The organism is Nocardioides sp. NPDC101246 (assembly GCF_044767415.1).
In the GTDB taxonomy this organism is placed as follows: domain Bacteria; phylum Actinomycetota; class Actinomycetes; order Propionibacteriales; family Nocardioidaceae; genus Nocardioides.
Window position 1 is genome coordinate 189,871 of sequence record NZ_JBIWNX010000003.1, and the last position, 13,063, is coordinate 202,933.

13 protein-coding genes are annotated in these 13,063 nt (G+C 69.8%); 6 read left to right on the forward strand and 7 right to left on the reverse strand.

Annotation, left to right across the window (positions count from 1 at the left end):
• Positions 1–58 precede the first annotated feature (58 nt).
• Positions 59–970, forward strand: a complete 912-nt coding sequence (locus ACIRON_RS06390) for a hypothetical protein (RefSeq protein WP_402990435.1) — start codon at positions 59–61, stop codon at positions 968–970.
• Between the two features lie 23 nt (positions 971–993).
• Here the strand turns inward: ACIRON_RS06390 and ACIRON_RS06395 are convergent, their stop codons facing one another.
• From ACIRON_RS06395 to ACIRON_RS06415, 5 genes are all read right to left on the reverse strand, one after another.
• Entirely contained in the window at positions 994–1,290 is a 297-nt protein-coding gene (locus tag ACIRON_RS06395) for a GNAT family N-acetyltransferase (RefSeq protein WP_402990437.1), read from the reverse strand.
• 682 nt (positions 1,291–1,972) lie between these two features.
• The gene (locus tag ACIRON_RS06400) at positions 1,973–3,205 is read right to left on the reverse strand and encodes a DUF222 domain-containing protein (protein WP_402990440.1); all 1,233 of its coding nucleotides are present in this window, start codon (positions 3,203–3,205) and stop codon (positions 1,973–1,975) included.
• Between the two features lie 372 nt (positions 3,206–3,577).
• A complete protein-coding gene (locus ACIRON_RS06405) occupies positions 3,578–3,973 on the reverse strand; it encodes a VOC family protein (RefSeq protein WP_402990443.1) in 396 nt (131 codons plus the stop codon).
• On the reverse strand, positions 3,966–4,427 hold the full coding sequence (locus tag ACIRON_RS06410) for a methyltransferase family protein (protein WP_402990446.1): 462 nt from the start codon (positions 4,425–4,427) through the stop codon (positions 3,966–3,968). Before ACIRON_RS06410 ends, ACIRON_RS06405 begins: the two co-directional genes overlap by 8 nt.
• 59 nt (positions 4,428–4,486) lie before the next feature.
• Complete coding sequence (locus ACIRON_RS06415; protein WP_091050025.1) at positions 4,487–5,065, reverse strand: TetR/AcrR family transcriptional regulator; 579 nt, start codon at positions 5,063–5,065, stop codon at positions 4,487–4,489.
• A gap of 137 nt (positions 5,066–5,202) precedes the next feature.
• Here ACIRON_RS06415 and ACIRON_RS06420 point away from each other — a divergent pair, with 137 nt between their 5' ends.
• The 3 genes from ACIRON_RS06420 to ACIRON_RS06430 all read left to right on the forward strand — a co-directional run bounded on the left by ACIRON_RS06420 (position 5,203) and on the right by ACIRON_RS06430 (position 10,290).
• Positions 5,203–7,683, forward strand: coding sequence for an MMPL family transporter (locus ACIRON_RS06420; RefSeq protein ID WP_402990449.1), 2,481 nt, complete (start codon positions 5,203–5,205; stop codon positions 7,681–7,683).
• Between the two features lie 86 nt (positions 7,684–7,769).
• The gene (recQ, locus tag ACIRON_RS06425; protein ID WP_402990452.1) at positions 7,770–9,665 is read left to right on the forward strand and encodes a DNA helicase RecQ; all 1,896 of its coding nucleotides are present in this window, start codon (positions 7,770–7,772) and stop codon (positions 9,663–9,665) included.
• Between the two features lie 43 nt (positions 9,666–9,708).
• Positions 9,709–10,290, forward strand: a complete 582-nt coding sequence (locus ACIRON_RS06430; protein ID WP_402990455.1) for a histone deacetylase — start codon at positions 9,709–9,711, stop codon at positions 10,288–10,290.
• Here the strand turns inward: ACIRON_RS06430 and ACIRON_RS06435 are convergent.
• Positions 10,274–10,468, reverse strand: coding sequence for a hypothetical protein (locus ACIRON_RS06435; protein ID WP_091048941.1), 195 nt, complete (start codon positions 10,466–10,468; stop codon positions 10,274–10,276). The genes ACIRON_RS06430 and ACIRON_RS06435 overlap by 17 nt on opposite strands.
• Before the next feature lie 59 nt (positions 10,469–10,527).
• On the opposite strand from ACIRON_RS06435, the gene ACIRON_RS06440 reads away from it, so the two are divergent.
• Complete coding sequence (locus ACIRON_RS06440) at positions 10,528–11,013, forward strand: DinB family protein (protein WP_402990459.1); 486 nt, start codon at positions 10,528–10,530, stop codon at positions 11,011–11,013.
• Here the strand turns inward: ACIRON_RS06440 and ACIRON_RS06445 are convergent.
• Positions 11,010–12,323 (reverse strand): NAD(P)/FAD-dependent oxidoreductase, encoded by a 1,314-nt coding sequence (locus ACIRON_RS06445; protein WP_402990462.1) that lies wholly within the window; start codon positions 12,321–12,323, stop codon positions 11,010–11,012. The genes ACIRON_RS06440 and ACIRON_RS06445 overlap by 4 nt on opposite strands.
• A gap of 85 nt (positions 12,324–12,408) precedes the next feature.
• Between ACIRON_RS06445 and ACIRON_RS06450 the strand changes: the two genes are divergently transcribed.
• A complete protein-coding gene (locus ACIRON_RS06450) occupies positions 12,409–13,047 on the forward strand; it encodes a LysE family translocator (protein WP_402990465.1) in 639 nt (212 codons plus the stop codon).
• Positions 13,048–13,063 lie beyond the last annotated feature (16 nt).

The window sequence follows — 13,063 nt, forward strand, 5'->3', positions numbered from 1 at the left end:
CGGACTCGCGCCCCGAAGCGACCGCCGATCGGTGCCCGAGCGGATAGATTTTTTGTTCGTGATCGACCCCAAGGTGATGGCCAAGAGGCAGCAGAAGTGGGTCCAACGCGGCATCGACCGCACCGAGACCTGGCTGGGCCGTAGCGGCAGCAGACTCGGTCCGCTGATCCCACACATCGCGACCGCCGGGGTGCTCACCGGGGACGAGGACCACGGCTGGATCCCGCAGGGCCTGGCGTACTCCCCCGAGACCGAGCTGCTCCTGCAGGGCTACCACGGCGACAAGCTCGGTTCCGCGCTCGCCCTGGTCGACAGGCCGTCGGGCGAGCTCATCAACGCCGTCTACCTGGGCGGGCCGAAGGGCAGCGTCAGCGGCCCGGTCAACGCCGGTGGCGTCGCGGTCATCGGCGACGAGGTCTACGTGTGCCGCGAGGGCAACCCGCCCCGGCTCTACCGCTACTCACTGACCCAGATCGTCCACGCCGAACCGATCTCGACGGTCTCGACCGTCTCCCCGCTGGTCGCGCTCGCCGCCGGCTCCTACCTCGCCGCCGCGAAGGACCTGCTCTACGTGGGGTCGCACGCGAACAACCGCCTCTACAAGTACATCCGCAAGGACGACACCTGGCAGATCAAGACCCCGATCGGCGTACGCACCCCCGTCGGCACCCAGGGCGTCGTGGTCCGGGAGGAGGAGTACGTCTTCAGCGTCAACCGCGGCCCGACCCGACGCAGCCAGCTGGTCGTGCAGGACCGGGTCACGATCCGGCCGCGTGCTGTGCAGTCGCTCCCCAACCTGGCCGAGGGCGTCGCCGAGGTCGGCGACGAGTTCTTCGTGACCTATCAGTCGGGCGCCAGGCCCTACTCCCGCGGCTCCACCCGAGGCCAGACCTGGCCCTCGGCCCATATGACCCGCACTCCCCTGGCCAAGCTCGGCCTGGAGCCGCGAAAGTCGGCAGACTCCCTCTGATCTCTGGCTCAGATCTCTCGAGATCAGGCGGGCCAGTCGGTGATGTCGGCGTACTCCTCGCCGTGCCGCTTCAGCCACCCCGCGACGTACGGGCAATGCGGGATGATCCGCTTCCCCTTCGCCTTCACATCGGCCAGCGCGAACGCCACCAGCTTCGAGGCGAGCCCCTGCCCGTTGTAGGCCTCCTTGACCTCGGTGTGCACGAAGTCCACATGCTCGTCGTCGGGCAGCCGGTACGCCGCCAGCCCCGCAACGGTCTCGCCGTCCCGGATCTCGTAGCGGTGCCTGGCCGGATTCTCTACGTACTCGATCTCGCTCACGCGCACATTCTGCTCACACCCGACCAACCTCTCGCCAGGGCCGTCGATCTGGTGGACTCATCGACCGCGTCGCACTGTCGACCGGATCAGGTCTGTTCGCGTCGCTGCACTAGCCGATGACACTTCGCGAACCGCTTCACGACCCCAACCTCAGCCACAGCCAGCCGGCGCAACTGAGCGAGCGAACCGGCGGGCCCGGACGCCCGCAGAGAACACTTCTCGGGACAGACGCGCCGATGCGGCCGTCCCGCCCCCGAGATTCACGCTGATTCGCAAAGGTTCCGACGGGAGAATCACGACGACTGGTCGGTTAACTGGGCGCCGCCACAACCGAGGTGCGCCGACCGAGGCATCCGCGACAGGCACGGTGCCGTACAGGGCAGGCGCGTCGGCGGGATGTTGGCCTGGGCGACCGCGTCGGCTGTGGTGCATGAGGACGGAAGCAGTCGGGACTCGGCGCCGAATCGCAGGGAGTCACGTTGACTCATAGGGTCCACGGGCAGGCTCGCTGACAGGGACGATGACGGTTCGACCACACGGGCTAGGGGGCGGCACGCAGGCGTGAGGCCCGACGGGAGCCGACGCGGGAGTCAGTGGGGCCAACCGCGATCTGGTAGCTGGTCGTACTCCTCCGCTGATCTAGGAGCGGCGGGTGAACCGGATGGTGCCATCCGGTAGTCGTTCATGGACGTACGCCGGGGCGTGCGCCAGGCGGTGATGATGCGAACACAACAACGCCCCGTCCTTGAGGTCGGTCTTCCCGCCCGGCTGCCCACGGATCCAGATGGTGGGCGTCGCACCATTCCGGGGGCATGTCGCAGCCCTCGGCCTGACAGCACTTGGCCCGCAACCGGAGTGCCTTGCGCTGGATCGGTTGGAAGAACCGACTCGCTCGGCCGGCATCGAGGACCTCACCGTCACCGCCCAACACCCAGGGGATGATGGTCGCGTTGCACGCCATCCGTCGGGCCTCGGCTGCGGTGATGGTGGTGCCGTTGGTTTCGTCGTAGCCCAAGGTGGCGATCCCGAGGTCCTTGCGGAGGTCCTCGAGGGAGATGACGACGTTGATGGTGGTGGCATCCCCGCCGTGGCGGGGCAGGCTGGCGGGCTCGAGGGTCTCCAGAAGGCGGGCGAACCCCTGCCCCATGAGCCGTTCCCAGGGCGGCAGCGCTGCGCCCTTCTCGACCAATTGCTGTTTGCGGGGCTGGGCATATGCCTCGACCAGCCGCTTGAACCGCATCCCCATCGAGGCCGGCAGCACACCGTCGAACCCGACGGTGCCGTCGTGGTTGTCCCACACCCGGAGCGCGGTCTTCTGCTGGGCGCGTTCTTCTGCGGCGAGGAGGGCTTTGGCTTCGGCGTCTTCGAACCGGGCGGGGTCGATCTCGGCCAGGATCTTCCTGCCGACGATCGCCAGCTCGTTCGCGGTCAGCCGGGTCGCGTAGTCCACCAGCAGCTTCTCAGCCAAGACCAGGTCTTCGGCGCTGGCGACCGGGTCGGCCTCGATCTTGTCGAGTGCCTTCGTGATGACCCGGGCCTTGTCCGGGGAGACCACACCCTGGGCGAGACCGTCGGCGACGAGCTCGTACTGGGCGATCTTGGTGGCGAGTTTGATCTGGGATCGGGCGACGGCTTTGTCGACCAAGAGCTCGGCGCGCATCCAGGCCGAGGCGTCCTTGTCGCCGGTCTCCTGGGCGATGTCACCGGACGAGGCGAGGACCCGCAACCGCAGGGCGGCCTGCTGGGTCTGGATGGTCTCCAGACGGGCCAGCAGGTCCTTCTTCGTCGCGGTCCGCCAATAGGCAGGATCACTCACCAACAAGTCTTGAAGGGAGGACTCGATGGCGGCAAGAGCGGTGTCGATCGCATCACCGGGGTTGGTGCCCCAGTGGTCGACGTCGTGGTCGAGACTCATCGTGATCCCTCCCTTCAGAGGTGTGTCGTGATGGGTCTGACTCTACGCCGTCGAAGGGATACCTAGCCACCTATAGGTGCAGGTCAGAGGCCATTTTCGCGGCGAGCGAACGACCTCGCCCCTGTGGATGGTAAGTGGCCCGAAGGGCCACCCCTCCACCCCCACAAGCCCCATTAGACCCAGCAGGATTCCTCCGCGCCACACCCGGGCCGCCGCCCCGATAGCCAGCCAAATCTTTTCTCGACGGTCCCCGGCGTCAAGGACCGCGTAGCGGCCGGCGAAGCCGGCGGCCGAAGGCCGTCCTTTACTCCGGGGACCGTCGAGAACACCCTCCAAGCAAGGGTCGGCGGCCCACCCCAACCACGAAGAACATCAAGCAACAAAGATGCAGAAGATGTGCCCCGCAGGATCCGCATAAGCCCGCAACGGCTCCCCAGGATCATCCGCCCGATCGAACCGAAGCGAAGCCCCCAACCCCAGCACCCGAGCATGCTCGGCATCGAGCTCGGCCACGGACCCGACGACGGTGTCGAGATGCATGTGCTTGACCGCCCCAGGCGCAGGCCAGTCGGACGGTGCCATCTCGGACTCGTCGACCAGGTTGAACGCGAGCGCCCGACGCCCGTCGGGCCAGGTGAGCACGAGCCAGTCGTCGTCACCGGGCTCCTCGTCGCCGGGACGGTAGACGAGGCCGAGGAACTGACGGTAGAACTCGGCGAGGCCGCGTACGTCGGTGGTGTCGAGGACCGTGTGGAGGAGCTCAGCCACGCGGACCCCGGGGTGGGCCCAGCCAGCGCGGAGTGGCAGCCCGATAGGAGTCGTACGCCTCCCCGAAGCTCCACGACAGCGCGTGCTCCTCCGCGGGGATCTGGGTGCGGTCGATGACGGCGACGAAAGCGGCGACGGGGACGAGCGGAAGCCAGCCGCCGCGGAGGACGGCGTGGGCGGTGAGGAGGCCGGCCATGCCGACGTACATCGGGTTCCGGGTGTATCGGAACGGCCCGTCGGTGACGACCGCGGTCGCACCCTCGGGCTCGAGCGGGTTGAACGTGGTGTCCTTGTGCATGAACGCCCGGGCAGCACCGCCGGCGAGATAGACCGAGCCGGCCGCGAGGAGTCCGGCCGCGACAGACCTGACGACGGTCGGGCGGCGGCTCGGAGCGAGCAGGTGCTGGGCGACCAGTCCCGCGGCGACGTAGACGGGCGGCGGCACCTTCGGCATGCCCTCCACCGTAGCCCCGTGCCACGGATCCGGCCCCCTTTTTCTTGGGTGAGGACCGATCAGTGCAGCAGCGCGCGCACCAGACGCTCGGCGACGTCCGGAGCAGGCTCGGTGCGCTCGAGGGAGTGGAGCACGAATCCCCCGACCAGGGCGCGTACGAACTCTGTGACCGGCAGGTCGGCGGGCAGCTGGCCGGCCTCGACGGCTGCCTCGATACGGGTGGAGACGGTGGCGGTGATGCCGAGCGCGTCGTTGAGACGGGTGCCGATGTCGGGGTTCTCGCAGGCGGCCGCGACGAGCGAGCGGACGAGGCCGTCGTTGCCGGGCTGGGCGACGAGGTCGATGAGGCTCTGCATCCAGGCGATCAGGTCGGCGCGGATGTCCCCGGTGTCCGGTACGACCGGGTGGTCCGGCAGCAGCAGGTCCTCGATCAGGGCGTCAGCGACGACGGCGCTCTTCGAGGACCACCAGCGGTAGATCGTCTGCTTGGAGACACCTGCTTCGGCCGCGATGCCCTCGATGGTGAGGTGGTCGTAGCCCTGGGTGGCGAAGAGCCGCCCGGTCGCGTCGAGGATCGCCATGCGAGCCTCTTCACTGCGTACGGCACCCCGACGGCGCACTCCTGCTGACGCTGGCATGAACGGCATCCTAAGAGCCCGTGGCATCTCATGGCCACGGCACAGGTGTGACACATCACTCGCTCAGCAACCCTTGTCCGCAGACGTACAGGTGATTAACTGGACGGACCGTTGCGAATTACCGGAGGGATGCCGCCATGGCGGAGCTGTTGTACCGATTGGGCAAGTCGGCCGCGCGCCGCGCCTGGCTCGTGATCCTCGCCTGGGTGCTGGCGCTGTCCGGCGCCGCCGGGGCGTACGTCGCCTGGTCAGGCGAGCTCACCACCAGCTTCGACATCCCTGGGCTGCCCTCGTCCGAGGTGGTCGACGAGCTCCAGGAGGGGCTGCCCGACCTGGCCGGCGGCTCCGGCACGATCGCCTTCCAGACCGAGGACGGCACCCCGCTCAGCGCAACCCAGAAGCGAGAGATCCGGGCGCTGATCACCAGCGCCGAGGACCTCCCCGACGTCGCCGCGGTCACCGACCCGTTCCAGACCGAGGCCCAGCGCACGGCGCAGGCCGAGAAGGTCACCGAGGGCCAGGCCCGGCTCGAGGCCGGCCGCAGCCAGCTCGACGGCGCCCAGGCCAAGCTCGACAAGGCGCAGGCCGACATCGACAAGGCCCGCGCCCAGCTGCAGGCCGCCGGGATGCCGACCACCCAGATCGACGCCCAGCAGGCCGCCCTCGACAAGCAGCAGTCCAAGCTCGACGACAGCGCCGCCGACCTCGAGGCCAACACCGCCAAGGCCGAGAACGGCGCCGAGCTGCTCGAGCTCGCAGACGGGATCCGGATGGTCTCGGCCGACGGCTCGGCCGCCCTGGTCAACGTCGCCTACTCGGTCGGCCGCCTGGAGATGTCCGAGGAGACCAAGAAGGCGACCGTCGACCACTTCACCGACTCGCCCGTAGACGGGGTCGAGATCGGCGTCTCCTCCGACATCTCCCAGGAGACCCCCAACCCGGTGGGACCGGGTGAGATCGTCGGTGTCGGCGTCGCCGCGATCGTCCTCCTGGTCATGCTCGGCACGATCATCGGTGCCGGGGTCCCGCTGGTCACCGCGCTGACCGGAGTCGGCATCGGTGCGCTCGGCGCACTCTCCCTCTCCGGGGTCGTGCAGATGGCCTCGATGACCCCGATCCTGGGTCTGATGCTCGGCCTGGCCGTCGGCATCGACTACTCGCTCTTCATCCTCAACCGGCACCGCAAGCAGCTGCTCCACGGCTCCGAGGTCACCGAGTCGATCGCGCTCGCCAACGGCACCGCCGGCACGGCGGTCGTCTTCGCCGGCTCGACCGTGATCGTCGCGCTGGTGGCCCTCAACATGACCGGGATCCCGTTCCTCGGCCTGATGGGCTCGGTCGGAGCGGCCTGCGTCGCGATCGCGGTCCTGGTCGCGATCACCCTGACCCCGGCGATCCTCGGCCTCGTGGGTGGCCGCATCGTCTCCAAGCGCGCCCGGAAGAAGGTCGCCAAGCAGGACGCCGCCGAGGCCCACGCCAAGCCAATGCCGACCTGGCGCGCGCTGGTCACCGTCGTCGCCTCCGTGGTCGCCCTGCTCGCCCTCGCGGTCCCCGCCCTCGACATGCGCCTCGGCCTCCCCGACGGTGGCTCCGAGCCCGAGGGCTCGCTGGCAAAGACCGCCTACGCGATCACCGAGGACAGCTTCGGTGCCGGCGCCAACGGCCCGCTGCTGGTCGCCGCCGAGCTGCCCGACGGCCTCAACGAGGCCGGTATCCAGCGGTCCCAGCTGACGGTCGCCAAGGCGCTGGCGGACCTCGATGACGTACGCGCGGTGGCTCCGGCCGCCGTCTCCGAGGACGGTCGCACGGCGGCCTTCCAGGTCGTCCCCGAGGAAGGCCCCAACAGCGTCTCGACCAACGAGCTGGTGAACGCGATCCGGGACATGCCGGCGGTCAACGGCGACATCACGCTCGGCGTCGCCGGGGCCACCGCGGTCGCGATCGACGTGTCGCAGGGGCTCAACGACGTACTCCTCCCCTACCTCGCGGTCGTGGTCGGTCTCTCGCTGCTGATCCTGATCCTGGTCTTCCGCTCGATCCTGGTCCCGCTCATCGCGACCGGTGGCTTCGTGCTCTCGCTGCTGGCGACGTACGGCGTCGTGGTCGCGGTCTTCCAGAAGGGCATCGGCGCCGAGTGGATCGGGATCGACAGCACCGGCCCCATCCTGAGCTTCCTGCCGATCCTGCTGGTCGGGATCCTCTTCGGCCTGGCGATGGACTACCAGCTGTTCCTGGCCTCCGGAATGCGGGAGGCGTACGTCCACGGCGCGCCCGCCCGCGTCGCGGTCGCCCAGGGCTTCCGGGCCGGGCGCTCGGTCGTCATCGCGGCCGGCCTGATCATGGTCTCCGTCTTCGGCGGGTTCGTCTTCGCCGAGTCGGTGATGATCCGATCGATGGGCTTCGGGCTCGCGCTCGGGGTGCTGCTGGACGCCTTCATCGTCCGGATGCTGCTGATGCCGGCGCTGATGCACCTGCTCGGCCGCTCCGCGTGGTGGCTGCCGAAGTGGCTCGACCGCATCCTGCCGAACGTGGACGTCGAGGGCGCCGGGCTCGAGCGGGCCCACGGCCCCGCCGCTGCTGACGGGGCCACGGTCAAGCGGGAGAAGATCTCGGTCTGAGGAGGTTGTGAAGCCGAGAGTGACCTATGGACCACTCTCAGCTTCACAACTCCGGATCGTCGGTGGTGGCCGATAGGGTCATCCGCGTGAGTGAGACGAACCGAGCGAGGTCGAGCGGCGAGCTTGCTCGTCCGCGCGTGCCGAGCGAGGAAGTGACCGCGCGAAGCGCGGAGACGACCCCGGAGCTGGATGTACTGCGCCGCGTCTTCGGCTACGACGAGTTCCGCGGCGAGCAGGCGGAGATCATCGCGCACGTCGCCGGCGGCGGCGATGCGCTGGTCCTGATGCCGACCGGCGGCGGGAAGTCGCTGTGCTACCAGATCCCGTCCCTGGTGAGAGCCGGGACCGGGGTGGTCGTCTCGCCGCTGATCGCGCTGATGCAGGACCAGGTCGACGCGCTCTCCGCGCTCGGCGTGCGCGCCGGCTTCCTCAACTCCACCCAGATGCCCCACGAGCGGCAGCAGGTGGAGAAGGCGCTGCTCGCCGGTGAGCTCGACATGCTCTATCTGGCTCCGGAGCGGCTGCGGGTACCCGAGACCGGCCGGCTGCTCGACCAGGCCAAGATCTCGCTCTTCGCGATCGACGAGGCCCACTGTGTCTCCCAGTGGGGTCACGACTTCCGGCCGGACTACCTGCAGCTCTCCCACCTGCACGAGCGCTGGCCGGAGGTGCCGCGGATCGCGCTGACGGCAACCGCCACCGCCGAGACCCGGCGCGAGATCGCCTCCCGGCTCGACCTCGAGGACGCCCGCCACTTCGTGGCCTCCTTCGACCGGCCCAACATCCAGTACCGGATCGCCCCGAAGGACAAACCGGCCAAGCAACTCCTCGACCTGATCCGCACCGAGCACCCCGGCGAAGCCGGGATCGTCTACTGCCTCTCCCGCAACTCGGTCGAGCGGACCGCCGCGACCCTGGTCGGCGCCGGGATCGACGCGCTCCCCTACCACGCCGGTCTCGACGCCAGGACCCGCGCGCAGAACCAGTCCCGCTTCCTGCGCGAGGACGGCATCGTCATGGTCGCCACCATCGCCTTCGGGATGGGGATCGACAAGCCGGACGTACGCTTCGTGGCCCATCTCGACCTGCCCAAGTCGGTCGAGGGCTACTACCAGGAGACCGGCCGCGCCGGGCGTGACGGCCAGCCGTCGACCGCGTGGCTGGCCTACGGCCTGGCCGATGTCGTCCAGCAGCGGCAGATGATCGAGACCTCCGAGGGCGACCGTGCCCACAAGCACCGGCTCGGCCAGCACCTCAACGCGATGCTGGCGCTGTGCGAGACCGTCGACTGCCGGCGGGTGCAGCTGCTGCGCTACTTCGGCCAGGCCGCCGAGCCGTGCGGCAACTGCGACACCTGCCTGGCCACGCCGGAGTCCTGGGACGGCACCGTTCCCGCCCAGAAGGTGCTCTCCACCGTCATCCGGCTCGACCGCGAGCGCAACGGGCAGCGCTTCGGGGCCGGGCAGATCGTCGACATCCTGCGGGGCAAGGAGACCGAGAAGGTCCGCCAGTTCCGCCACCACGAGCTCTCGGTCTTCGGGATCGGCACCGACATCGCCGAGAGCGACTGGCACTCCGTCATCCGGCAGCTGCTGGCCCGCGAGATGCTCGCCGTCGACACCCGCTACGGCGTCTTCTCGGTCGCCGAGGCGGCCGGCCCGGTGCTGCGCTCGGAGCAGCAGCTGATGCTCCGCAAGGAGCCGCCGCGACAGGCTCGCCGCAGCAGCTCCGGGGAGCGGAAGCCGAAGGTGGCCGCCGCCGACCTCTCGCCAGAGGCGGCCGAGGTCTTCGAGCGGCTGCGGGCGTGGCGCGGCGAGGTCGCCAAGGAGCAGGGCGTGCCTGCCTACGTCGTCTTCCACGACGCCACGCTCCGCGAGATCGCCACCCGGTTGCCGGCCAGCCGCGACGAGCTCGGGACGATCAGCGGGATCGGCGAGGCGAAGCTGGAGAAGTACGCCGAGGGAGTGCTCGCCGTCCTCTAGGCAGCGAGCTTCTCGGTCCGCGCCCTCGGTAGGCTGCGCCGCGATGAGCTCCGAGGTCTGGTACGTCAGCTATGGGTCCAACATGTGCCGCGACCGTCTCGGTGCCTATCTCCTCGGTGGCCGGCCGGACGGCGCCCGGCGGTCGTACGTCGGGGCCCGCACACCGGTCATGCCGGTCGAAGACGTCGCCGTCGACCTCCCCGGGCGGCTCTACTTCGCGGGTGAGTCGACGACGTGGACCGGAGGGATGGCTTTCTACGACCACGACGCGACCGGGTCGTGGACTGCTGCCCGGGCCTTCCGGATGAGTGCCGAGCAGTTCGCCGACGTCGCCGCCCAGGAGATGGACCGGCTGCCCAGCCCGGGCGACCCGATCGAGAAGGTCGTCATCGACGGGCTCGAGGAGGGCCGTCACGAAGCAGGCCCGGGACACTACGAGACCCTGATCGAGGTCGGTCGCCGCGACGGCCTCCCGATGCTCACCTTCACCGCGCCGCACGGTTTCGACGCGGTCGCGCACACCCGGCCGTCGGCCGCGTACGTCTCGATGCTCGTTCGCGGGCTCCATGAGGCGCGCGGCTGGGATCGGCAGCGGGCCGACGCGTACGTCAGGGAGCGCTGCTGAGCGCCTCGTGCAGCAGGCCCACGGCCTTGGGCCCGACGCCGTGGAGCCTCAGCAGAGCGTCCAGGTCGTCGGGCAGGTCCGGCAGCGTGCGATAGCCCGCAGCGAGCAGAGCCCCGGTCGCGGGCCGTCCGATCTTCACGCCATCGAAGACCGGCCCCGCGTCGTTCGTCGTCGACATGGCGGACAGGCTACGGCCCAGGCACGGCGCACCGGCGGACATCCGACTAGCCTGCCCGCATGAAGATCGGACAGGCGGACGAGCGCGCGCTTCTCGAGGGAATGGTCGACATCCAGCGCGACGAGATCACCGGCATCCTCGAGGACGTCGACGAGGAGGAGGCACGGCGGAGGCTGGTCCCGTCGCTGACCACACCGTTGGCGCTGGTCAAGCATGCGACCTTCGTGGAGAAGGTGTGGTTCCACGCCCGGGTCGCCGGTGTGCCGCGCAAGGAGATCGGACTGCCCGACACCGTCGAGGAGAGCTTCCTGCTGTACCCCGAGGACACGGTCGACTCCGTCCGTGCGGCCCACCGCGCGGCCTGCGAGCGTTCCCGCGAGGTGGCCGCCGGACATGAGCTCGACGAGGAGTTCGACTGGCACGGGAATCGGGTGAGCCTGCGGTTCGTGTACGTCCACATGATCCAGGAGCTCGCCCGCCACGCCGGGCACGGCGACATACTCGTCGAGCAGATCCAGGCCGCCCGCGCAGTCAAGCTGCCCTAGCCGAGGACCGTCCTCGTCGTCGACTCGTTGACCGCCCGCTTGCGGGAGAAGGCACCGAGATCGATCTTCAGACCGGTGTGCTCACCGGTGTAGGCCACCGGGTCGGCGTCGTGGTCGTGACCCTCCTCGACGGCCGAGACGATGGCGGCGAGGAAGCGGCCGGCGATGGGGGCGTTCTTGAACTGGTTGCCGCTGGTGCCCATCGCGACGTAGAAGCCGTCCGCGTCGGTGCGGTCGTAGATCGGCGTCCAGTCATCGGCCACGTCGTAGACACCGACGACGCCCGAGGGCTGGTTGGGCACCCGGAGCTCGGGCAGCCGCCGGGCCGCGCGGGTCACCTGGGCGTCGTAGCGCTCCCGGGTGACGTGCGGGTTCGCCTCCTCGGGCGAGTCCAGCCACTCGAACGGGTCGCACTCGGGCTCGGTGCCGCCGACGACCCAGGCCCCGGCCGGACCGGGACGCATGTAGGTCCCCAGGTCGATGTCGAGGACCGCCGGCCCCGGTGCGTCGTCGGTGCCGTAGCCGGCGGGCTGAGTGACCTGGTGCACCTCCTGGCGCAGCGGCCGCACCCCGATCGTGAACTCCTCCCCGACCCCGGCGAGGCGGTTGAACCCACCCGACCATGGTCCGGCGGCGTTGACGACGACCGGCGCCTCGGCGCTGCGGCCGTCGGCGAGACCCAGCCTCCAGACCTCGCCCACCCGGTCGGCGGCAACAACCTCGGCGCGATAGACCGTGCGTGCGCCGCGACGCCGGGCAGCCTCGGCCAGGTTGTCCGCAGCCAGGCGCGGGTCGTCCACGTAGCCCGCGTCGGGCGTGTAGATCGCCCCGAGCGAGGCGGTCGCGTCCGCGTAGAAGGCATCCTCGGTGATCGGCTTGTTGGGCCAGTAGGCGCCCACGTCGACGTGCGGGAACCGCGCCGCTATCTCTTCGGGCCCGAGGTAGCTGAAGGGCACGCCCACCGCGGTGAGCCGCTCCAGGCTCGGCTCGAGCGGCACGATCGGAACGTCGAGGTGGAGCGCGCCGGTGCGGTGGAAGCGCGCCAGCGGCACCTCTGCCGGATCGAGGCCCAGGTGCTCGGCCCACCGCTCCCACATGAACTTCGCCTCCCACGACGTCGCGATGGTGTCGTAGGTGGAGTAGAGGAAGCGGATCACCGCGCTCGAGGCGCTGGTCGAGCCGAAGCCGGCGCCGGCCCCCTTGTCGAGGACGAGCACCTCGCGACCACCCCGGGCCAGCTCGTACGCCACGGCGGATCCGATCACACCGGAGCCGACGACGATCGCGTCGGCGGTGAGGGTCTCGGACACGGGTCCTCCTCGGTGATCAGGACGCAAGCGTTCCGGCAGACAAAATGGTTCGTACCCCGCCCCGACCGTATCCGACAATGGGAACGTGCCGTCCCTGAGCCAGTTCGCCGCCTTCGCGCTCGCGTCCGTCATCTTCATCCTGATCCCCGGACCGAGCGTGCTCTTCGCCCTCGGCCGGGCCCTGACCGCGGGCCGCCGCGAGGCGGTGCTCGCCGTCGGCGGCAACGCGCTGGGCCAGTTCGGCCAGGTCCTGGCGGTGGCCGTCGGGCTCGGCGCGCTGGTGGCGGCCTCGGCGACCGCCTTCACCGTCGTGAAGCTGATCGGCGCTGCGTACGTCGTCTATCTGGGCATCCAGGCGATCCGCCACCGTGCCGACGCGCGGGCCGCCCTCGACGGCGAGGACGTCGCGCGGACGACCGCGTGGGGCGCGATCCGCACCGGGATGATCGTCGGCGCGACCAACCCGAAGACGATCGTCTTCCACCTGGCCTTCCTGCCCCAGTTCATCGACACCTCCGCCCCGGCGGTGCCCCAGATCCTGCTGCTCGGGGCGATCTTCTCCGCGATGGCCTTCGCCTGCGACTCGGGCTGGGTCCTGGCCGCCAGCCGCGCCAAGGCCTGGTTCGCCCGCAAGCCCAAGCGCCTCGACGGCCTCGGCGCAGGCGGCGGCGTCATCATGATCGGCCTCGGCGCGACCATGGCCACCGTCTCCCACAGCGCCTGACGAATTCCGAAGACAG